Raw genomic sequence first — 22760 nt, 5'->3', positions numbered from 1 at the left:
TTGTTCTTCAGCCACTATGACCCCTTCTCTCTAGTGCCGATCACGCTCGGAATCCCGATGACTAACGGTTACGGATTCCGTCTCGCTAACGCCCAGCATTTTACCCAAATACTCAGATATGGCTACGGAACGGTGTTTACCTCCCGTACAGCCAATGCCAATGATAATCTGGGACTTACCTTCCTTGCGATATTGCGGAATTAGAAAATGAAGCATATCGAGCAGTTTGGTCAGGAACACCTGTGTTTCAGGCCACTTCATTACATAATCGTAGACTTCACTGTCCTGGCCGGTTTTAGGCCGCAGATGGTCCACATAATGTGGGTTAGGCAAGAAGCGGACATCAAAGACAAGATCTGCATCAATAGGGATACCGTACTTAAATCCGAAGGATGTAATATTGACGGAAAGCGTACTTTTTCCTAGATGCGAAAACCGTGAAACGATCTTCTCCTTAAGCTGCACGGGCTTCATACTGCTGGTATCTAAACATAACGTAGCTGAATTTTTCAATTCTTCAAGCATTTTACGTTCTAGCTTGATACCATCAAGCGGCAGCCCCTTAGGTGCTAATGGATGATGACGTCGACTTTCCTTGTAACGCTGAACAAGTACTGAATCTGTAGCATCCAAAAACAAGATCTCACAGCCAATGGTTGACTCATCCTTGATATAGGCAAGAGACTCAGACAAAGCAGTGAAGAATTCTCGACCACGCAGGTCAATTACAAGGGCTACCTTGGCAATCTTACCCTTCGACTGTTCAATTAGCTCTGCGAACTTGGGAATCAGCACCGGTGGTAAATTATCGACACAGAAGAACCCTAGGTCTTCCAGACTCTGTACAGCAATTGTCTTCCCCGCACCTGACATTCCCGTAATAATAATCAGGGTGGCTCCAGCCGTTGGGGTATTGTCCAATTCGGTCATAAAAGCGTCCCCTCCCTAGATTTAGTATATGAATACTTCCCGTCTTTTAAGAACGCAGCAAAAGGCCGGCAGCCCCAACAATACCTGCGTCATTACCAAGCTCAGCTGGAATAATCGAAACACCAGTTTGAAGCGGAGCCGGTGTCAATTTCGCAAACACACGACGAACCTCATCAAATAGAATATCTCCAGCCTTAGACACACCGCCGCCAACGATAAATACTTCAGGGTTAAGCACAGCCGCAACAGAAGCCATGGATTTACCCAGATAGTACGCTGCACGATTCACTATACGGATAGCTACTTCATCGCCAGCCTTAGCCGCATCAAAGACTTCTTTCGCAGCAATCTTCTCTACCATAGAGAGGGAAGTACGATCGCCACGAGCTACTGCATCATTAGCCATGCGGATAATACCTGTGGCGGAGGAAACGGTTTCCAGACAGCCCATGTTGCCACAGCCGCATTGAATAGCTTCCAGATCCGGCACTACTGTGATATGACCAAGCTCACCAGCTAATCCCGCAAAGCCTTGATAAATCTTTCCATTAATAATAATTCCGCCACCGACACCTGTTCCAAGCGTATAGCAGACACAGTTATCAACGCCACGTCCCGCACCACTCCAAGCTTCGCCCAGTGCAGCCACATTCGCATCATTGTCTATTTTGACAGGCTTGTTCCAACGATCTTCCAAAATGGAACGGATCGGCACATCTCTAAATCCTATGTTAGGCGCAAGGATGATGATTCCTTCACGAATATTTGTGAACCCGGCTACACCCGCTCCTACACCTGCAAGCTGATCCCAAGAGTACGGGGAATCCTCCACAATTTGGCGTACATACTTCTCGATATTATCGATAACAGTATCGACACCCTCTGCAGTTCCTGTAGGTCCCTCATAAGTATGTAGCAGGGTACCTTCAGCATTACAGATTCCAACCTTAATTGCAGTTCCACCCAAATCCACGCCAACGTAGATATTCTCAGACATGTAACAAGCCACCTTTTTTTATACTAAAATAGTTAATCCTAAGTACCAACTATAATAGAAGCCCTCTCTGTGGTCAAGGAAAGACAACACACCCGGGAATTCCTTATTTTAAGAGTATACTCTATTATATTCTAAAAAGACCCCCTTACGCCTAAGTAAGAGAGTCTTGTACCTATATTATTATCTGGAAAATAACCCAACGCACCGATTTATTCTGATAAAATGCGCTTTTGGCCCTCTAATGCTCGGATTGGAGCGATATTCTGTGTGAACTCTAGCGTGCCCATATATTGGCCTGACTCGTCTCGTACAGCGAAGTAACGGATGTAGATAAACTTATCCTTGATATTGATCCAGAAGTCCTCAGCATCCTTACGGCCTGCCTTAAAGTCTTCCAAAAGCTTCTCTACCACATGAACACTTTGCGGGGGATGACAGTTCTGTACTGTACGGCCGATAACCGCTTTAGTTCGGGCAAAGATACGTTCCTTCCCGTGTGAAAAATATCGGACAACATCATTCTCATCAATGAAGGTTAGATCTACAGGAAGATGGTTGAGTACGGTCTCCAGCTGATGCAGTGACAACAACCCTGTCTCAAAACGGATAAACCCGCCTTGCGGCGTAGCTCCTTCTGTTTCTTCCAGCACTGCGCCGTCCGGCTCAGCGGCCCGCTCAGGGATCCACTCCTGCTCCGGTGCGGTTAGGCAGAACCCGATCTCATCACTCTCCCGGGCGATTTTGACCCATTCATCTTCCGTCAGTTTGTCCAGGGCCATGGGCAATAGAATATTTTCTTCCTTAAAGATCATTTCATTAACTTCCTTGATGATCTCCTCAAGCTGAATGCCTATTTCTGTTGCGTTTCCGCTATAAGTGCTGAGCGCAGCTTTTGCCTCTTTAATCATACGGCGGATATTATCATCCACTCCCCACATTACCTTGGTTGGGCCATAAATGCCGTATTTTTCGAGGTATGGGAACAGCAGATTTTCTTTTCGGCTATAGTGTTTATCAAGATCCAGCAGCAAGCTAAGATCCTCCAACAATTTGAAGATCAGTTCCTCACTATCATTCTTTTGAAACTTTGTTGCGTGCAGATCCATGCGGAAGTTAACAAGTTTTTCGATCTCACGGTTCTCCAATTTGAAGGTGTGTACTGGATGGCCTGGCTGCTCCTCGGGCTGGGACGAGCGGTGAATTTGCTCAATAGAGCCTTTAAAAATGGCTGTATGCACCGAACAAAGACGTTGGACCTCGGATACCGGAATTCCTTCTTCGGTCATTAATGAATGCTCCATCGCGGAAATCTCCGCTACGGTAACATCACCCACAGCTTCGGCGAACCGCGCCTTAACCTCTTCTACACTTTTCCCTGCATGCAGCTCTTTAATAATCTCCTTAAGCATAGCCTGGCGACGAGTCTGTTCAGGCACATCAACTTCACGGTTGTTAATCAGTTCGCTCATATTAACACTCCTTTATTAAATAATCCCGAAACCATGACGTTCAAAAGTTAGCTTCACGTGCTCGAGTTCCATTTTCTTCAGCTTAATTCCTTTGGATAAGGTCATGAAACGGCCAGCGGTCTGCAGCATGCCAGGCTTGGCAATATCCTTAAAGCCCAGCTCTACCATAATCTCGATGACCTCCGGATGCCGTGATACCATCTCGAATATAGATTCATCCAAACTCAGCACTTTTTCCATCTGACTCTTCTCCTTCATGTGAGAACTATTCTCAATAAAAGATTAGCACAGGCCGTACAGGACCATTGTGATTGCAATCACTAATTCAAAAGAATGCAATTATCGTTCTTTTTAAGACGGATTATGTCTCCTGTGAACCTAAAAAAACTGCCCCCTACGCTTAAAAAGCATAAGAGACAGCCTGATTTGTCATTAATTAATGATTTATTATAGCGTTACTCCTGTTTTGAATATGGAGATCTCACGGAAATTATTCTTTTCATTATTAACCCATTCACCGCTGGCCACCGCAATAATATAGTTTATGAAGCTGCGCAGGACCTCATCTGGAGAACCATCTTCCACCAACACACCTGCATTAAAATCGATCCAATGACGTTTGCCTTCATACAATGGGGTATTGGTAGATACCTTCATCGTTGGCACGAATGTACCAAATGGTGTTCCCCGCCCGGTCGTAAAGATCACCAATTGGCAGCCAGCAGCAGCCAGTGCAGAGGAAGCCACAAGATCATTGCCAGGTGCGTTAAGGAGATTTAAGCCTTTATTAGTGATAAGCTCCCCGTACTTGAGGACATCCATAACTGTAGCGTTCCCCGATTTTTGAGTACAACCCAATGATTTATCCTCAAGCGTAGTAATTCCTCCGGCTTTATTCCCTGGAGAAGGATTTTCATATACCGGCTGTTTATAGTCCATAAAATACTGCTTAAAGTCATTAATGAGATCGACAATTTTGTTGAAAATAGTTTCGTCCGCAGCACGTTCCATTAGAATTTTTTCGGCACCAAACATTTCAGGCACTTCTGTCAGTACAGTGGTCCCGCCTTGAGCAGCCATATAATCAGACAGACGTCCAAGGAGCGGATTCGCAGTAATACCGGATAACCCGTCGGAGCCTCCACATTTCAGACCGATCTTCAGCTCGGAGAGTGATACCTCTTCCCGTTGATCACCTTGTACATTATTGTAGATTTCCTTCAGCAGCTTCACGCCTTCTTCAATCTCATTCCCAACCTCCTGGGAGACAAGGAAACGCACACGATCCTCATCATAGCTGCCCAGCATGTCTTTAAAAATATGCAAATTGTTATTCTCACAGCCCAATCCGAGCACAAGCACGCCGCCCGCATTCGGGTGTTTAACCGCGTTAGCCAGAATCGTACGTGTATTGTCATGATCATCGCCCAGCTGGGAGCAACCGTAGTTATGCTTAAGCACGAGCACGTTATCGAAAGGTGCGATATCTCCAACCTCTGCTTTGAAAATATTGATGATCTGCTCCGCCACTCCATTCACACAACCAACAGTAGGGACGATCCACAGCTCATTGCGGATACCTACAGATCCATCAAAGCGGCGATACCCCTTAAAGGTCAAATTCTCCGCTGCAAAAGGATTCGGCGTCAGCTTCTGCTCAAAGGTATATTCCTCTACCCCTGTTAGGTTTGTCTTAGTGTTATGGGTATGCACCCACTGCCCCGGCGCGATAGACGCTATAGCATGACCAATGGGGTAACCATATTTCAATACGTTTTCACCTTCGCTAATGCTGGATAGTGCAATTTTATGGCCTCTAGCGATATCTTCAGTAATTTTAATCTCTTTTGAACCAATCACAATGGTGTCGCCTGCTTTATAGTCTTTAAGTGCAACAGCGACATTATCAGCCTCATTAATCTGCAATACTTCTTTCATCGTCTTGATCATATATTTGTCACCTCCAGGGTATTAGTTGTGTGCCGGTCTCTTCACGAACGCTTTTAAGGCTTGCTTCATGCCATTTTTCTCAATCGCAATCAGTCCTTCTGTCACCTTGTCAGTAAGTCCAGCCACTTCATTCAGATCACAGCCCCAGCGATTGGTTGCGGCAAGTACTTCGACGGCCAGTGCGCGCAGCCCGGTGTCTGTGCCATCCCATCCTCCCCATAAGGAGGCGAACCATTCCAAAATATCCGTATCATCAGCCAGTTGAATGTTTTCTTCCCCTCTGCGTCCTCTATAGAAGGCAATTAATGCGCTCAATGAGAAGACAAGCTTTTCAGGCAATTGTCCTTTGGCCTCTACATATTGCAGTAAAGAAGGCAGATCTCTTGTCTTAAACTTCGATATAGAATTAAGGGAAATGCTCATCAAGTAATGCTGCACATAAGGGTTCAGGAATCTTTCTAATACCGCGTCTGCAAAAGAATTCAATTCCTCTGCCGGCAGATCCAGCGTTGGAATAATCTCATCATAGATTAAGGACTTCACGTACGCTCCAACCTCTTCGTGCTCAATGGCCTCAGCAACCGTATCAATACCGTACAAATACGCTACGGGTGTCATAGCTGTATGAGCTCCGTTTAAAATCCTCACTTTACGAGTCCGATAAGGGGCCATATCATCCACCACCAGCACATTAAGACCTGCTAGTTCAGCCGGGAACTCCTTTTTAATCCACTGTGGCCCTTCAATCACCCAAAGATGGAATTGCTCGCCGACAACGACCAGCTTATCCTCATAACCCAGCTCTTCTGTAATCTCGGCAATGCTGTCTCTTGGATAACCGGGAACAATGCGGTCCACCAGACTGCAGCAGAAGGTATTAGCTTCATTCAACCAGTTCACAAAACCTTCTCCAAGATTCCACAGCTCAGCATATTTCAAAATAACCTTTTTGAGCTCATCACCATTCCGGTCAATCAGCTCGCATGGAATGATGATAAAACCTTTAGAAGCCTCCCCATTAAAAGTTTGATAACGTTTGTACAATAAGGCCGTCAGCTTGCCTGGGAAACTACTCTGCGGCGTATCGGTTAACTTGTCGCCAGCTTCAAAAGCAATTCCCGCTTCAGTAGTATTAGACACGATAAAGCGCAGCTCAGGGTTCTCAGCCAGCTTCATATACTCCTCATGCTGTGAATAGGGATTAAGCGTCCGCGTAATACAATTAATTACCTCGTGTTCTTTTACAGCCGCTCCGTCTTTAATGCCTTGCAGATAAAGGGTATACAGCCCATCCTGATCATTCAGCATTTCTGCCAGTCCGTTAGCCAATGGCTGTACAACAACCACTCCACCATTGAAATCCGTTTTTTGATTCATGGTATGAATCTGCCAATCTACAAAGGCGCGCATGAAATTGCCTTCGCCAAATTGTAGAACCTTCTCAGGATACTGCTTGTAAGCTGTCCAATTATCACTATTTAATCTTTTCATATTAACGCCTCCTAATAGTAAATGCACACGATAAACTTATTAAATAAACTATATAAAATCATATTTATATTACTAATCAATTAAATATATGCACACGTGAAAATTTTAAATAGCAACCCTTTACGAAGGTAAAGGATTAGGCTGCTATGCGCAGCCTCTACTTCTGCAACTTCCTGACTGATTCTCTGGCAATAAGCTCTGTCTCGATCGAGATTCGCCCGTCTTTTTCTGAGGGTTCCTTGACCAAGCTTAACAGCTGGCGAGCGCCTTGCTCACTAATCTTCTCAATAGGACGTTTGACCGTGGTGAGTGAAGGATTGGCAAAAAGTGAAAACCCAATGTCGTCAAAACCAACAACAGAGATATCATTTGGCACCTGCAGCCCTCGCTCAAACACGCCTTTCATAGCCCCGATCGCCATATCATCATTGGAGCAAAACACAGCAGTCGGTGGCTTCTCGAGATCCAGCAGCTTGCCCATCGCCTCATATCCACTTTGCATATCATAACTACCGCTTATCATGTAGTCATTACGAACAGGGATATTATGGTCAATCAAAGCTTTTATAAAGCCATCTCTGCGTTCCTGTGTGGATTTAAAGCCCTCGACACCTTCAATAATTGCAATGTCTTGATGCCCGTTTTCGATCAGGTATTTGCCTGCATTATAAGCACCTTCCCGGTCGTTCGAGATGATGTTGATAATGGAACGGTCATCAATTTGCCGGTTCAGCACAACGATTGGAATGCCTTGCTGGACAACATGGTAAATGAATTTATTATCTGCTTCACTCTGGCTCATTAGAATAATTCCATCAAAACGTTTGCGATGAATAGAGGAGTAATCCGCATAATCGTCGATCCCACGGATGAACAGATTGTACTCTACATCTATGACCCTATTTACACCACGAATCGTATCAGAGAAGAAACCAGAAGTTGTGCCGTTGGCAATACTCGTGAAGAACAGACCAATGGTATAGGATCGCTGCATCACAAGGCTTTTGGCATTGTAATTAGGGACGTAACCCACTTGCGCAGCGATCTCGGCAATTTTTTTACGTGTGACCTCTTTAATTAGTGGACTATTGTTAAGTGCTCTCGATACAGTTGTATGCGATACATTCGCCAATTTGGCGATATCCTTGATTGTAGGTGCCATGGGTCAACCTTCCTTATTAAACGGGTTTGGCTCTTCCATGTAAGGATATCATAACGATTACCTAGTCACCAATGCCTGTTTCGAGAAATTAAAATAATGATCAGCGTTATTGTAACAGATGTTCTCAATCATACTGCCCATTAACTCCATATCATCCGGGGCTTCTCCAGCTTCTACCCAAGAGCCTACTAGATCACACAAGATTCTTCTAAAGTACTCATGTCTGGTATACGATAAAAAACTTCTGGAGTCTGTTAACATCCCAACAAATTGGCTAAGTACGCCTAGATTAGCAAGTGTCTTCATCTGTTCCAGCATGCCGTCTTTATTATCGTTGTACCACCATGCGGTTCCGAATTGAATCTTCCCTGGAATACCGCCGCCCTGGAAGCTGCCCATTAGACTGGCAATAACATGATTATCATTAGGGTTCAATGAGTACAAAATGGTCTTAGGCAACGCATTCTCACGATCCAGCGCATCGAGCAGACCCGCCAAAGGCTTAGCAATCACGCCGTCATTGATAGAATCATAACCCGTGTCAGGTCCGAGACGTCCGAACATTACGCTGTTGTTATTCCGTAGCGCATGAATATGGAATTGCATCGCCCAATCCAGCTCGTTATACAATTTGCCGAGGAATACTAGCGTGAATCCTTTATATTTCTTTTCTTCACTCTCACTTACAGTGCCTTCATAAAGTGCTTTAGCGAATATAGCTGTAGCTTCCTCCAAGGTAGTAGGCTCAAACATTACCGCATCCAAAGCATGGTCAGATACACGGCCGGCTCTGGCGTGGAAGAATCTCACTCTGCTCTCCAATGCTGCAAGAAACTGTCCGTAATTCTTAACAGCCATTCCCGAAACTTCGCTTAGCTGAGCTACCCAAGGCTGGAAGGTAGGACGGTTGATTTCAAGCGCTTTGTCTGGTCTGAATCCCGGCACAACGCTAGCATTGAACCCACTCAGATTACTGATTTTCTCATGATATTCCAGATTATCTACAGGATCATCGGTAGTACAAACCGTAGTTACCTTCGATTTAATGATCAAATCTCTTGCTCCGTATCCTTCACCCTGTAACTGTCTATTCACTTCATCCCAGATTTTTGGTGCGTTAGCTTCATTCAGCAACTCATATACACCGAAGAAACGTTGCAGCTCCAGATGCGTCCAATGGTATAGCGGATTCCCGATAATCATCGGAACCGTTCTAGCCCAGGCTAAAAATTTATCATAATCACTGGCATCGCCAGTAATAAATTTCTCTTCTATACCGTTAGCGCGCATCACTCTCCATTTATAATGGTCGCCATACAGCCAAGCTTCGGTGATATTGTTGAACGTTTTGTTCTCATAAATTTCTTTTGGACTGAGGTGGCAATGATAATCGATAATGGGCATGTCTTTCGCATGATGATGAAACAGCTTAATTGCGGTCTCGCTCGACAATAAGAAGTTCTCATCCATGAATTTTTTACTCATGAGGTTTGCTGCTCTCCTTTAAGTTCGAATGGGAGTTACACAAAGTTTAACGTGAACATTTATTCAATCGGTCGATTTCTTAATAAATATTTTAAACTTAAAATTATTGCTTATAATAGGGTTTGTGTAAATTGTTCACGTTAACATTATATCTTCATTGTAAACGTATTTTTAAAATGCGCAAGTCTTTTTATAAAGACATTGTTACAGTTATTTTAACTTCCGAGCGGTAATAAATAAACAACATATTTAATATCTGGACACGGCCCCGCCAATATTGAAAAAAGCAGGCAACCCTTTAGAAAAAGGATAACCTGCTTATATGTCATCGACTACGATTTCTCGCAAAATTAACTATCCAGTGTTTCGCTCCAGTCATGCACCATCGTGCCCTCTAGGTACTTCTCAGCATCCATTGCTGCCATACAGCCAGATCCCGCTGCGGAAATTGCCTGACGATAACGGGTATCCTGCACGTCGCCACAAGCGAATACGCCCGGGATGTTCGTTTCTGTCGTTCCAGGGTTGACCACAATGTAGCCGTTGGTATCGGTCGTAATTTGCCCCCCTAAAAATCCGATGTTCGGCGTGTGCCCAATCGCGACAAACACTCCGTCCGCTTCGATGAGTTCATCAATTCCCGTCTCATTGTTGCGAACCGTCAGTCCCTTAACGCCAGACTCGTCGGTTGTAACCTCAAGCGGTGTACGGTTAAGAGCCCACGATACCTTACTGTTATCCCGTGCGCGAGCCTGCATAATCTTCGAAGCCCTAAGCTCATCACGACGGTGAACCAATGTTACATTGGAAGCGAACCGGGTTAAAAAGCTGGCTTCCTCCATCGCTGAATCTCCACCACCGACGACAATAATCTTTTTGCCACGGAAAAAGAATCCGTCACAAGTAGCACAAGTGCTGACCCCACGGCCCACATTCTCCTGCTCCCCGGGGATTCCTAAATATCTGGCAGATGCGCCGGTTGAGATGATCACTGACTCCGCCTCTAATACTCCCAATCCATCTACAGTCACTTTAAATGGACGCTGTGAAAAATCAACTGAATCCACCCAACCATTCTTAAATTCAGCCCCAAAACGTTCAGCCTGCTTGCGCATGTTGTCCATTAAATCCGGGCCTAGAATTCCTTCAGGAAAGCCTGGGAAGTTCTCGACTTCTGTTGTCGTTGTCAGTTGTCCACCTGGTTGCATACCTTCAATCACAAGTGGGTTTAGGTTAGCACGTGCCAAATAAATTGCAGCAGTAAGCCCGGCTGGGCCTGTTCCGATTACAATCGTTTTGTACATAACAGTGGCCTCCTCACAATAGGGTTTATTTAGAAGAAACGGGCCCTTTTTTGGCGAGCATAGACGCCTTCGGTGTCCCTATAAGGAACATTAGCGTTACGCAAGACATATAAAAAGGGCTCCGTTTCTACGAAATACTACATGATCGATTTAGATATTCTCGGTAAATGGCGGAAGGCTGTCGCTCACACTTCCCTCGAAACTACATTCCTCATCTATGCGCCGAGCATAACGACTGACCATAGAAACGGAAACATTGTAACGCTGGGCTACTTCACGGTAGGTGACCGGCAGGTTATGCGTTTTAGCGATTAGATATTCTAAGGCAGCACACCAGCCATTCGCATGACGGATAAACGGAACATCCGGATAAAGGCTGCTCAGAAATTGCTTCCACAGTAATTCAGCATCTTTTTTGTGGATTGCATCATATCTTCGATCCATCATACTAAGGGTCTGGTCGATAACTTTCTGCCAATCCTCTCTCCATTCCGGCAGTCCCTTCAGACGCGGGGAAGAGGTTTCTTTGACTTCCTGAAGCACATTCTCTTCAGGAACACTTCCAATCAGCCGCTGCAGACTAAGAAGTGCCGCTTCTTGCAGCTTTTCTTCCTGCAAGGGCTGCTGCTTTAGAAGTCCTTGCAGAATTTCGGACATCTCTTCATCTTCGATCCACCGCAGAGCTTCTGTAACCTGAAGCTTCGTATTGGCATCCCCGTAGCGGAGCGCCCAGAAGAAGGAAGAGCGAAGCAGCGGATTGTTCCGTACCTCTTCGGTAAAGCTGCCCTTGTTGTCCTTCCACAGCTTCAGCTGCTCCTGAAAAGGAAGCTGATAGTTGTAGCTGACCAGCGACAGCGTTTTACCTTCCCCCTGCGCCTGCTGCAGCTGAGCAAGAAAAAATCTCGGCACAGCCGATTCCGGATCGAGCTTAGCCGCCTTCTGCCAGCAGCGCTGGGCTTCTGTATACAGGCCACTATTGCTGGCAGCTGCCGCACAGTAATGATAGAGACTGGCGTCGCCACCGACCTCTTCATCCTTCAACAGACGTCTAAAATGGCCATAGGCGGTTCTATGGCGTCCCAGAATCCCCATGGTGGTGGCCATTTTGAACAGATGCTCCTGATGAAACGGAATGGTGGTCTCCAGAAGGTGTAACAATCCATCCAGTTGCCCGCGGTCACCTTCATACTGAAGGAAGATCGCTAAGTTACAGAGTGCATGCAAATTCCCGGAATCCAGCTCCAGCACCCGCATAATACATTCCTTAGCTTTGGTAAAACGACCCATGTAAAAATACGCTAGGGCTAGGTTGTTATGTGCCGCCAGGAAGTCAGGCGTATTGCTCACAATCTCTTCAAGCAAAGTGACGGCTTGTGTAAACTTGCCCTCCTCCAACAGTGCTCGGGCTCGCTCATGCTCTATTACACCTTCCCGGCTTCTAATCCGGATAAGTGGAGCAGGACGGTCCAGCTCATATTGCAGCAGCTCCATCAATTCTTCCGATTCGGCCAGAAATTCACCGTTCACATCTTCTTCGAGATAAGTGACGAGTGAGCGTTCTGCCTCCTCATAGCTTTCCATATTGGCGAAGTTGTTAGCCATATAGAAATAACATTCCGTCATTGCCGGATCAATATTCTCCAGTACATGGGTTAAAATGTCGTTGGACGCTTCATAATTACCCATTTCTGATAATACGCCAGCCACGTTGCAATGATTGACCGGATTCTCCGGCTCGTACTCTACAGCTTTGCGAAAATTCTTTAATGCCTTATCATATTGAAAGCGATCCAAGGACCGAACGGCTCTTTCAAAGAAAAAATTGGCATTCAGAGTTACAGGAATCACATTATCATTCCCCAGTTCATACTCTGAAGTTCTCTCAATCATGGAAGCAAGGCACCTCCCTTATAAGAAGCTTCCTTATACTAACGAAAAATAGGAGGGCGGCGCCCTATGGGGTATGCCGGAGCTCCATCCTTAATCGCTATTCCGTTCCCTTATTGGGCGCGGGTATCTCCACACAGTATACCACATGTGACAGCGAGAATCTCAAGTTGAGAAAGACTCTACCACTCTGCTTACAACATCTTTTTTGACAAAAAATAAAAAAGACGGGGAATTAAATTCCCGCGTCTCTAAATAGCTTATCGATTGAACCACCCTCAAGGATGATGTGCGTAGCCTGGGCAAGCATCGGTGCAACAGATAATACCGTAAACCGACTTGAATGGTCATCAGGCAGTGCAATAGAATCTGTCGTAACCACTTCCTGAATAGAAGGATGGTCAAGCCGCTGTAGCGCGGGCCCTGAGAATAATCCGTGCGTCGCGCAGACAATACTGTCCTTCGCACCTCTCTCCTTCAGACCTTCTACCACATTCACAATGGTCGTCCCAGTATCGATCAGATCCTCAATAATGATAGGTGTCCGTCCCTCGACATCACCAATGACATGAGTGATTACCGATTCATTATGGGCTGGGCGCTTCTTGATCATAATGGCAAAAGGTGAATCCAGCTTATTCGCCAGCTTCTCAGCCATAGACGCACGCCCTGCATCCGGGGAAACAATGACCAGATCAGACATTGCCTTGGCTTTCAAATGGCTGCTGATCAAATCGAGTGCAGTCAGATGATCGACCGGAATGTTGAAAAAGCCTTGAATCGCCGCTGCGTGCAAATCGATGGTGATTACGCGGGTTGCTCCAGCGGTCGTGAGCACATCAGCCACCATCTTAGCCGAGATCGGCTCACGAGGTGCGGACTTCCGCTCCTGCCGAGCATATCCATAATACGGCACAATAATGTTCACTGTACGAGCTGAAGCCCGTTTGGCAGCATCTATCATCACCAGCAGCTCCACGAACATCTCATTAATGGGATGCGAAAGGGATTGCACCAAAAATACGTCGCAGTTCCGGATGCTTTCTTCGTAATGCACGTAAATCTCGCCGCTCATGAAGCGGGTCAGCTTTATCTGCCCCAATTCAACACCAAGTCGCTCCGCAATATCAGCCGCTAACTTTGGATTCGACGAACCGGAAAAAATACGTAATTGTTGATGATGCATAATACCCTCCTGCGGATTATAAATTATTATAGTTTGAACTGAACAGTGGTACGGCGGCGTCCCTCAAATACAGCCAGCTCACGAAAACCAGTGTGCCAAAGCATACTACGCGCCTCTTGCAGCCCGTCCCCCAGCTTGGCAGGATCATGTGCATCGGAGCCTAATGTCAGCGGTATGCCGAGCTTTAGGGCCTCCTGTAGCAGATGCTCGGCCGGGAACATCTCAGCGCAAGGCTTCGTAAGTCCGGATGCATTCAGCTCCATGGCGATTCCGCTATCCGCTATAACCTTTAAGGTCTCTAGCTCTAGCGTCCTTACCTCAGCCGTGCCCTCCGGTGTTTGTGGGCCATAACCGAACCGTTTAATAACATCCATATGTCCTATAATATCATATAATCCCGATAACGCCGACTTCTTTACCGCATCGTAATAAAGACGATATACCTCTAGCGCATCTTTGCCTTCCCAACCATGAACCTGGCGGTGATCCGTAATATCCCACTCCCCAAGAAAATGTACAGAACCTATAAGATAATCCCATGGATACGGCGACAAAATCTCGCGGATTTGCTCTTCATAACCTTCGATATAATCGGCTTCCAGCCCCACCCGCAGATCTATGACTCCACGGTAACGCTCCTTTAAGGTTAGACATTCCTCCACATAACGAGGCAGCTCAGCCATTGGCATAGCCATTTCTGGATAATAGCTGGCGGGATCTACGTGGATGAGCGGCAAGTGGTCGGATAATCCCAGCTGCTGAAGTCCAAGCTCTATCCCGCGCTGTACATACTCCTCAAGCTTACCCACGGCATGGCCACAGCGTTCATGATGCGTGTGGTAATCAATATGCATCACTCAGTCCTCCCTTAGTACTGATCCCGGCGTGGGCGTTCGTGACGGGTACTCAACTCTTCCATAATCTCATCCAGTGGAAGCTTGCGCTCTTGCAGCAATACCAACAGATGATAGATCAGATCACTGACCTCAAGGCGCAGCTCGGCGTTATCTTTATTTTTGGCGGCAATTATGGTCTCGGAAGCTTCCTCGCCTACCTTTTTGAGGATCTTATCCACGCCTTTATCAAACAGATAAGTGGTATACGCGCCTTCCGGGCGTTCCACTTCCCGTTCAGCAATCACACGCTCCAGCTCACCAAGAACAGCAAAACGCTCACCATCCGTCAGACTAGACACTGATTTCGAAGCATCCGTTGTTGGGTTATTCAAAGGAATCTCACGGAAAAAGCATGACGTAGCTCCAGTATGGCAAGCTGGTCCTTCAGGCACAACCTTCACGAGTAGTGTGTCGCTATCACAATCATAGGATATGGAGGTAATAGCTTGTGTGTTGCCTGAGGTTCCGCCTTTATGCCAAAGTTCGCTGCGTGAACGGCTCCAAAACCAAGTCTGACCACTCTCCAGTGAGAGCTGTAACGATTCGGAGTTCATATAAGCAACCATAAGTACCTCTAAACTGCTAGCATCCTGAACAACGGCAGGCACCAGACCCGCTTCATTCCAGCGAATGCCTGCCAGAGCTTCTTTTTGGCTTAATGTGGTATTGTTTTGTGTTTCGCTCATCGGATTTCTACCCCTTTTTGCTTCAAATCTGCCTTTAAATCATTAATTGCAATCTCTTTATAGTGAAAAATGGTCGCCGCAAGTCCCGCATCGGCTTTCCCTTCCGTAAATACATCGTAAAAATGCTCCTTCTTCCCAGCGCCGCCAGAAGCAATCACAGGAATACTGAGCAAATCGCATACTGCCGAGGTTAGCTTCAGGTCGAAGCCGTCTTTTGTGCCATCTGCATCCATGCTAGTGAGCAAAATCTCGCCTGCGCCCAGCTTCTCAGCTTCTTTAGCCCAAGCCAGAGCACGGATGCCGGTGGGCTTACGCCCGCCATGAGTGTACACTTCCCATTCACCAAAAGCCTCATTATATTTAGCATCTATCGCTACTACAATACACTGGGAGCCAAATCGGCGAGCACCGTCCAAAATTAACTGAGGATTAGTGATGGCTGCCGTATTAATGCCGATTTTGTCTGCGCCTGCACGAAGAATTCTTTTCATATCATCAGTTGTAGAGATCCCTCCACCCACTGTAAAAGGAATAGCAATCTCACCAGCGGTCTGCCGCACAACCTCGATCATCGTTGCTCTACCTTCTACGGAAGCCGATATATCGAGAAACACAAGCTCATCTGCGCCCTCGCGGTCATACAGCGCCGCTAGCTCTACCGGATCTCCAGCATCACGCAGATTCACAAAGTTAACGCCTTTGACTACCCGTCCATCCTTAACGTCAAGACAGGGGATGATACGTTTTGCTAACATTATGAAATCCCCCTTTCTTTAAAAAGCGTTTCAAGCACCTAAAGTGTGTCCGTCCCCCTAAAGCCCTCTTAGCCCAGGGGGAGCCCAAGGGCCCCTGCCCTCTGAAAACCTTGATTGTTGGCATGGCGGATCATAGCCCATCCGGCTGAACCATAGCCCACACGGCTGAACATGTGCTATGATCGCTAACCCCTTCGTAGCCGCTTCCTAGATCCATAACACCTTCATGTTCCGCGGTTTTGGCCCTTATGTGGTCGGAAGGGCTCACGCCACCTGCAAGCCCACGAGTATTTAATTGCACAACGTGCAGTTATTTTATCAGCCTGTTTGCAAGCTACTCTTTTAACTGCATTTCGTACAACTAAATCTGGGGATGAGCTTATAAATCAACTCATCTCTGAGTTATAGCTGCACGAAATACAACTAAATTAGCTAATCAGCTCTAAATGTGAAAAATAGCTGTATAAAGTACACTTAAATCATCATCCGAGGAAAAATACCCTTCCCGCCGCCTCATTACGCCTATTGTAGCAGATTGTGCAGCGGGTTTTAGCTAGCGGGTAACCTCTATCTTCACAGGTATTAAAATTTCACCGGATCCCTCGTTGAAACAGCGCCCAAGTCGTTACGCCATTCGTAATGAGATGAGATTTTTGCAAAGTGAAAACACATTAGCTAGTTGGGTTTGTTGCTTTATTGGCCAGCTGGTTTGTTTTAGCTCTTTTGTTGGTATATTGGTTTGTTGCTTTGTTATTAAGCCCTTTTGCTGGTTTGTTCGTTTAACTTTTGCTAGTTTGCTTCTCTGGGCGTTCATTTAATTATCATTAGTTACTCATTTACTGTTACGTCTATTTCTTTAACCCACTGCTCATTTACTAGTTCATCTATTGTCTTTTTGTTCATTCGCTCGTTTATTAATTAGTTTGGTGATTTAGTGATTTGTGTTCACTACGTTACTGTTAAGTCTATTTCTTTAACCCACTGTTGGTTCTGTCTGTTTCATTAATCCACTATTCCTTGGCTAGCTCATGTCGTCTTTTTGTTCATCCGCTCATCAATTAGCGCGCTCGCCCAACGCTATTTCTGCCCAAGCGCTCGCAAAGCTCCAGAAAGATCAATATTGCCCGTGTATAACGCCTTGCCAACAATAGCTCCGCCTACACCGCTGCCGCTGTGCACGTTCAGACGCAACAGATCATCAAGACTGGTGACTCCGCCGGACGCGATCACAGTTTTACCGCTGGCCTGCGCCATGGACAGGATACCGTCCACGTTCGGTCCCTGCATCATCCCGTCGCGGGAGATGTCGGTGTAAATGAATGTCTCGGCTCCTTTTGCCGCCAATTCCTTGGCAAGAGCTTCAGCACGTACTTCAGAGGTGTTCAGCCAGCCGTGTGTCGCAACATAACCGTTGCGCGCATCAATGCCGATCGCGACTTTATCGCCGTATTTTGCCAATACCTCTTCGGTAAAAGCATGATCATTAATCGCAGCAGTACCGATAATGACGCGGCTAACGCCAAGTCCGAGCAATTTCTCTACGTCCGCAAGATTGCGAAGACCACCGCCCACCTGCACAGGAACGTTAGCATTAGCAGCAATAGCACCGATAATCGCATCGTTCACAGGATGACCCGCTTTCGCACCATCTAAGTCCACCAAATGAATGAACTTTCCACCTTGCTCTTCCCATGATTTTGCCACCTTTAGTGGACTATCATTGTATATCGTTTCCTGATTGTAATCCCCCTGCTGCAGCCTGACGCATTTTCCATCCCGAATATCAATCGCCGGATATACAATAAAAGAAGACATTTGGCGCTCCCCACTTTCGTTCCGTTATATTTATAGCGTGGCTTACGCCCGCTCTCTCTTAATCTTCAAAAAATTACCCAACAGCTTGATTCCCAGCTCTCCGCTTTTTTCCGGATGGAACTGCATACCGAACACATTATCTTGCCCGACAATAGCCGTGACTGGGTAACCATAATCCGTGACAGCCAGCAGATCACTCTCTTTTGCTACAAGCGCGTGATAAGAGTGGACAAAATACACATGCCCCTCCTCAAGGCCAACAAAAAGCGGATTCTCCGGCTGTCTAAAGCTGAGCTTGTTCCACCCCATATGCGGCACCTTATAGCCATCTCTAGGAGCGAACCGCACCACTGAACCCGAGAGAATATCTAGCCCCTCATGGCTGCCATGCTCTTCACCGGTGCTAAACAACAGCTGCATGCCAAGACAGATCCCAAGCAGAGGCTGCTCTCCAGCGGCTACCTGTCTGACGACAAGATCCAAACCATTCTCCCGCAAATGCCCCATCGCATCGCCAAATGCACCGACACCTGGCAGAATGACACTATCAGCAGCGAGAATTTGCTCGGCATCACCCGTCACTACACACTCATAACCGAGACGTTCTACCGCCTTACTCACACTGTGCAGGTTGCCCATGCCATAATCGACGATTGCAACAGTCATCCTACAGCACTCCCTTCGTAGAAGGCACACCCTTCACACGGGGATCAATCAAAGTTGCCTCATCCAGCGCCCGTCCAAGCGCTTTGAATACAGCCTCAATCATGTGGTGTGTGTTAGAACCGTAGTGTACGATAACATGTAACGTAATCCGTGCTTCGAGCGCGAACTTCCACAGGAACTCCTGAACAAGCTCCGTCGAAAAGCTGCCCACCTGCTGTGAAGGATAGGTTGCACGATATTCAAAGTGCGGGCGATTGCTGATATCGATCACAACCTGCGCCAACGCCTCATCCATCGGTACAAAAACACTCGCATAACGTTTGATTCCTTTTTTATCACCCAGTGCTTCGTGCAGTGCCTGCCCTAGGCAGATCCCAATGTCTTCAACCGTGTGGTGGTCATCAATCTCGATGTCTCCACGCGCCTGTACAGACAGGTCAAATTGTCCGTGCTTCGTGAACAGATCCAACATATGATTCAGAAAAGGAACATCCGTCTCCAGCTCTGAAACTCCACTTCCATCTACGTTAAGAGACAACTTTATATCCGTCTCGTTTGTTTTACGGCTTAATCCAGCTTGGCGCAGGGCCTGTTCGTTATTGTTCTCCATATCCGTCTCCACCTTTTCCTTCGTTCTTGAGTCGAATCTCAATGGCTCGTGCGTGGCCTTCTAAGCCTTCGCGACGTGCCAGCTCTATAATGGTCTTCCCATCACGCAAGAGTGCTTCCTTACTGTAATAGATCAGACTTGATTTTTTAATAAAATCATCCACATCCACTGGTGACGAGAAACGTGCGGTCCCATTGGTTGGGATAATATGATTTGGCCCGGCAAAATAATCACCCACGGGCTCGGAGCTATACGCTCCCAGGAAGATGGCTCCAGCATTCTCAATGCTGCCTACGAGGCCCATAGGATCTTCGACAACAATCTCCAGATGCTCTGGTGCCAGTCTATTCACTACGGAGATCCCTTCCTCCATAGATTCCACAACAATGATCGCGCCGTAATTCTCTACCGAAGAACGGGCGATCGCCTGACGCGGCAGCTTTTGCAGCTGACGCTCCACTTCGGCCGCCACGTTATCCGCCAGGCTCTGCGATGGCGTGACCAGAATCGCCGAGGCCATCTCGTCATGCTCGGCCTGCGAAAGTAGATCCGCTGCGACATAAGCCGGCTCAGCGGTCTCATCTGCCAGCACGACAATTTCGCTTGGACCCGCGATACTGTCGATATCCACGGCGCCATATACCTCGCGTTTAGCCAGCGCAACGTATATGTTGCCGGGCCCACATATTTTATCTACCGGCGCTATGCTCTCCGTACCAAAAGCCAAAGCAGCTACCGCTTGTGCTCCGCCCACACGGTAGATTTCATTCACACCTGCTTCTGCGGCAGCAACCAGGATATAAGGGTCAATCCCTTCCTTGCCGCCGGTGGATGGCGGAGTCACCATGACGATCTCCGGCACACCCGCGATCTGTGCTGGGATCACGTTCATCAGCACCGAGGAGGGATAAGCTGCTTTGCCACCAGGTACATATACCCCTACCCGCTTCAGCGGACGAATAATCTGCCCCAGAATCGTGCCATCCGGCTGCAAATCCATCCATGAATTCCGTTTCTGTCTGGCATGGAACGCCCGGATATTGGCTGCAGCTGCTTGAATGGCAGATACGAAAGATTGCTCTACTCGGCCATACGCTGCCTGAAGCTCTTCCGGCGTTACCCGCAGTTGATTCGGCGTAAGTGCAACCCGGTCAAATTGCTCCGTATAGCGAAGAAGCGCTGTGTCTCCTTCTTTTTTAATGGCGGCCACAATTTCCTTTACCGCCTGATTTTGCTCTGGCGTACCATACTCCACTTCCCGCTCTAGCTTAAAGTCCTTGCTCGACACAACCTTCATCGCTGGTTCCTCCCTTTACCCCTAACATCTGTTGCCGCCTACCGCAAATTAGGTTGCCCTATAACTGCCTGTAGTCGGTCACACAGTTGCTGTATCTCTTCATTTTTCATCCGATAGCTCACACGATTTGCCACCAGGCGGCTTGTAATTTCGAATATACTCTTCATTTCGATTAATCCGTTGTCCCGCAGCGTTTGCCCGGTCTCTACCATATCCACAATACGATCGGCCAGACCAATCAGTGGTGCAAGCTCGATGGATCCATTTAGCTTCACTACCTCGACCTGTTGCCCCTGCTCCCTAAAATACCTTGAAGCTACATTCGGATATTTGGTCGCTACACGCTGCTGAATTCCCGGCTGCCAGTTCGGCAATCCGATGATCGACATCCGGCAGCGGGCAATGCCAAGATCAAGCAGCTCGTATACATCACGATCTTCCTCCAGCAAAACATCCTTGCCCACGATCCCAATATCCGCCACGCCATATTCTACATATGTAGGTACATCTACTGGTTTCGCCAATATAAACTCCATCCCTGCCTCAGGCAGCGGAATAACAAGCTTGCGTGATGCCTCACCGTCCGGTGGAATCGGAAGACCTGCCTGGCGGAACAGCTCAGCAGCCTTTTCGTAAATCCGGCCTTTTGGCATAGCCACCTTCAATATCTGTGCCATTGTTAAGTTGCCTCCTTTTCCATCTCCATGCAAAATTTATGTTAATCGCTTTTTGTACTAGCGATATCCTCAGCCATGCTCACTTACAAAAGATACGAATGTATAGATCTCACCGTACCGTACACCCTCTGCTTCAACCGTGTCCGTATCCAAACGCTTCACCGTTTCAAGCTCTTCTGGACCTGCAGCAAGTCTAGTAACGACTGCATGACCCTCTGACCGCAGGCGTGTTGCCTCTTCCAAGCCTTCTTTTCTGCGAATCGCATCATATTGGATCAAAATAGGCAGCTCTTCCTCTTCGGCCACTCCAGTTACACCATCCAGGATGCGATTCGTTTTTAAGGAAAATCCTGTGGATGGGATCGGACGCCCAAACTGTTGCAGCAGATTGTCATATCTACCACCACTGCATACCGGAAATCCTAACTCCGCTGCATAACCTTCAAAAGTCATGCCTGTATAATAGGAAAAGTCCCCGATCATCGTCAGATCAATCAGTACATGCTGTGATACGCCGTAAGAGACCAGCACCTCCCACACCTTGCACAAATGATCAATCGAATGACGCGCGAGCGGATGATTGCTCAGCTCTAGCGCCTGTCCACAAATCTCCTTGCCTCCGCGCAGACGCAGCAGCCCATCCAGTTCGTTCTTCTGCGCTTCTGTAAGATCCAGCCGCCGTAAAGTCTCCCGGAAAGAAACATAGTCACGGCCCAGCAAATGACTTTTCAGCTCCTCTTGAGCCTCAGGCAGTTCAGGAAGTGCCTCTTGAAATAACCCATTCAGAAAGCCTACATGCCCCATAGCGATCTTAAAAGACTTCACACCCGCGGCTTGCAGCGAAGAAATAGCAAGCGCAACTACCTCCGCATCGGCTTCAGGTGAATCATCACCTACCAGCTCTACACCTGTCTGGAAGAACTCCGCTTCCCGCCCCGCTTCTTCCTCAATGGCACGGAATACATTCGCGTGATATGACAGACGCAATGGCAGTGGCTCATCCTTCAATAGAGAGGCAACAACACGGGCAACCGGGGCAGTCATTTCTGATCGAAGCACCAAAGCCTGACCACGATTGTTAAGTAATTTATAGAGCTTCTGGTCCGACGTAGAGCTAGCCACGCCAACTGTATCGTAATATTCCAACGTTGGAGTCATCATTTGCTGATATCCCCAGCGACTCATGCAATGCAGTACATCGTTCTCAATTTTGCGCAATTTCGTTACGGCCCGGGGCAGATAGTCCCGAACGCCAGACGGCTTCTCAAATCCCTTTGGTTTGGACATCTTCATTGTTCACCTCGTCAGTTATCATTAGATACTGTTTATGTTTACTTTACTATGGTAAAGTGGTAGCAAATTAAAGTATTTTCAATATCGTATCATGTTCACTGCTTTTTCGTCAATCAAACCCTTAGTCGAGCGTTTGGCATTTTCTTTATTTTTGCCTCCCCGCTTATCGAATACTATAATGAGCTAATACGATTGTACTTCATA

The 22760-nt window shown here is 47.1% G+C and carries 21 protein-coding genes; all 21 read right to left on the bottom strand.

Annotation, left to right across the window (positions count from 1 at the left end; translation table 11 throughout):
* Positions 1-30: 30 nt before the first annotated feature.
* Positions 31-930, bottom strand: a complete 900-nt coding sequence (rapZ, locus tag NYE58_RS00875; protein WP_076126855.1) for an RNase adapter RapZ — start codon at positions 928-930, stop codon at positions 31-33.
* A 46-nt stretch (positions 931-976) separates the two neighbouring features.
* Positions 977-1927, bottom strand: coding sequence for an ROK family glucokinase (locus NYE58_RS00870; protein ID WP_036687097.1), 951 nt, complete (start codon positions 1925-1927; stop codon positions 977-979).
* 209 nt (positions 1928-2136) lie between these two features.
* Positions 2137-3396 carry a DUF438 domain-containing protein gene (locus tag NYE58_RS00865; RefSeq protein ID WP_076308723.1) on the bottom strand — a complete coding sequence of 420 codons (1260 nt, stop codon included), beginning with the start codon at positions 3394-3396 and terminating at the stop codon, positions 2137-2139.
* A gap of 15 nt (positions 3397-3411) precedes the next feature.
* Positions 3412-3636 (bottom strand): DUF1858 domain-containing protein, encoded by a 225-nt coding sequence (locus NYE58_RS00860; protein WP_076219201.1) that lies wholly within the window; start codon positions 3634-3636, stop codon positions 3412-3414.
* A 207-nt stretch (positions 3637-3843) separates the two neighbouring features.
* Positions 3844-5334, bottom strand: a complete 1491-nt coding sequence (locus NYE58_RS00855) for a UxaA family hydrolase (RefSeq protein ID WP_076219204.1) — start codon at positions 5332-5334, stop codon at positions 3844-3846.
* Between the two features lie 33 nt (positions 5335-5367).
* Positions 5368-6837, bottom strand: coding sequence for a tagaturonate reductase (locus tag NYE58_RS00850; RefSeq protein ID WP_076219202.1), 1470 nt, complete (start codon positions 6835-6837; stop codon positions 5368-5370).
* A 157-nt stretch (positions 6838-6994) separates the two neighbouring features.
* Positions 6995-7999, bottom strand: a complete 1005-nt coding sequence (locus NYE58_RS00845) for a LacI family DNA-binding transcriptional regulator (RefSeq protein WP_076126848.1) — start codon at positions 7997-7999, stop codon at positions 6995-6997.
* A gap of 57 nt (positions 8000-8056) precedes the next feature.
* Entirely contained in the window at positions 8057-9484 is a 1428-nt protein-coding gene (gene uxaC, locus NYE58_RS00840; RefSeq protein ID WP_341000903.1) for a glucuronate isomerase, read from the bottom strand.
* Between the two features lie 350 nt (positions 9485-9834).
* On the bottom strand, positions 9835-10788 hold the full coding sequence (gene trxB, locus NYE58_RS00835; RefSeq protein ID WP_341000902.1) for a thioredoxin-disulfide reductase: 954 nt from the start codon (positions 10786-10788) through the stop codon (positions 9835-9837).
* Between the two features lie 150 nt (positions 10789-10938).
* Complete coding sequence (locus tag NYE58_RS00830) at positions 10939-12678, bottom strand: tetratricopeptide repeat protein (protein ID WP_076277720.1); 1740 nt, start codon at positions 12676-12678, stop codon at positions 10939-10941.
* A gap of 232 nt (positions 12679-12910) precedes the next feature.
* A complete protein-coding gene (locus NYE58_RS00825; RefSeq protein WP_036687083.1) occupies positions 12911-13861 on the bottom strand; it encodes a ribose-phosphate diphosphokinase in 951 nt (316 codons plus the stop codon).
* 26 nt (positions 13862-13887) lie between these two features.
* Positions 13888-14715 carry a histidinol-phosphatase HisJ gene (gene hisJ, locus NYE58_RS00820; RefSeq protein ID WP_076277719.1) on the bottom strand — a complete coding sequence of 276 codons (828 nt, stop codon included), beginning with the start codon at positions 14713-14715 and terminating at the stop codon, positions 13888-13890.
* A 14-nt stretch (positions 14716-14729) separates the two neighbouring features.
* The gene (gene hisIE, locus NYE58_RS00815) at positions 14730-15443 is read right to left on the bottom strand and encodes a bifunctional phosphoribosyl-AMP cyclohydrolase/phosphoribosyl-ATP diphosphatase HisIE (protein ID WP_076220888.1); all 714 of its coding nucleotides are present in this window, start codon (positions 15441-15443) and stop codon (positions 14730-14732) included.
* A complete protein-coding gene (hisF, locus tag NYE58_RS00810) occupies positions 15440-16198 on the bottom strand; it encodes an imidazole glycerol phosphate synthase subunit HisF (protein WP_036687077.1) in 759 nt (252 codons plus the stop codon). Before hisF ends, hisIE begins: the two co-directional genes overlap by 4 nt.
* 130 nt (positions 16199-16328) lie before the next feature.
* Positions 16329-16499, bottom strand: coding sequence for a hypothetical protein (locus NYE58_RS00805; RefSeq protein ID WP_341000901.1), 171 nt, complete (start codon positions 16497-16499; stop codon positions 16329-16331).
* Between the two features lie 776 nt (positions 16500-17275).
* Entirely contained in the window at positions 17276-18013 is a 738-nt protein-coding gene (hisA, locus tag NYE58_RS00800) for a 1-(5-phosphoribosyl)-5-[(5-phosphoribosylamino)methylideneamino]imidazole-4-carboxamide isomerase (protein WP_076126839.1), read from the bottom strand.
* 42 nt (positions 18014-18055) lie between these two features.
* On the bottom strand, positions 18056-18679 hold the full coding sequence (gene hisH, locus NYE58_RS00795) for an imidazole glycerol phosphate synthase subunit HisH (protein WP_340033846.1): 624 nt from the start codon (positions 18677-18679) through the stop codon (positions 18056-18058).
* Position 18680: 1 nt separating this feature from the next.
* Positions 18681-19289, bottom strand: a complete 609-nt coding sequence (gene hisB, locus NYE58_RS00790; protein ID WP_036687073.1) for an imidazoleglycerol-phosphate dehydratase HisB — start codon at positions 19287-19289, stop codon at positions 18681-18683.
* Positions 19276-20586 carry a histidinol dehydrogenase gene (gene hisD, locus NYE58_RS00785; protein WP_341000900.1) on the bottom strand — a complete coding sequence of 437 codons (1311 nt, stop codon included), beginning with the start codon at positions 20584-20586 and terminating at the stop codon, positions 19276-19278. Before hisD ends, hisB begins: the two co-directional genes overlap by 14 nt.
* A 38-nt stretch (positions 20587-20624) precedes the next feature.
* Positions 20625-21263: an ATP phosphoribosyltransferase gene (hisG, locus tag NYE58_RS00780; RefSeq protein WP_036687062.1), complete on the bottom strand. Its 639-nt coding sequence runs from the start codon at positions 21261-21263 to the stop codon at positions 20625-20627.
* A gap of 69 nt (positions 21264-21332) precedes the next feature.
* Positions 21333-22550 (bottom strand): ATP phosphoribosyltransferase regulatory subunit, encoded by a 1218-nt coding sequence (locus NYE58_RS00775; protein WP_076219570.1) that lies wholly within the window; start codon positions 22548-22550, stop codon positions 21333-21335.
* Between the last annotated feature and the right edge of the window lie 210 nt (positions 22551-22760).

The sequence above is a fragment of the Paenibacillus sp. FSL L8-0708 genome (assembly GCF_038009325.1).
Taxonomy (GTDB): Bacteria; Bacillota; Bacilli; order Paenibacillales; family Paenibacillaceae; genus Paenibacillus_AQ; species Paenibacillus_AQ odorifer.
Note: the sequence above shows the minus strand (reverse complement) of the source record. Positions and strands in the feature narration are given on the sequence as shown.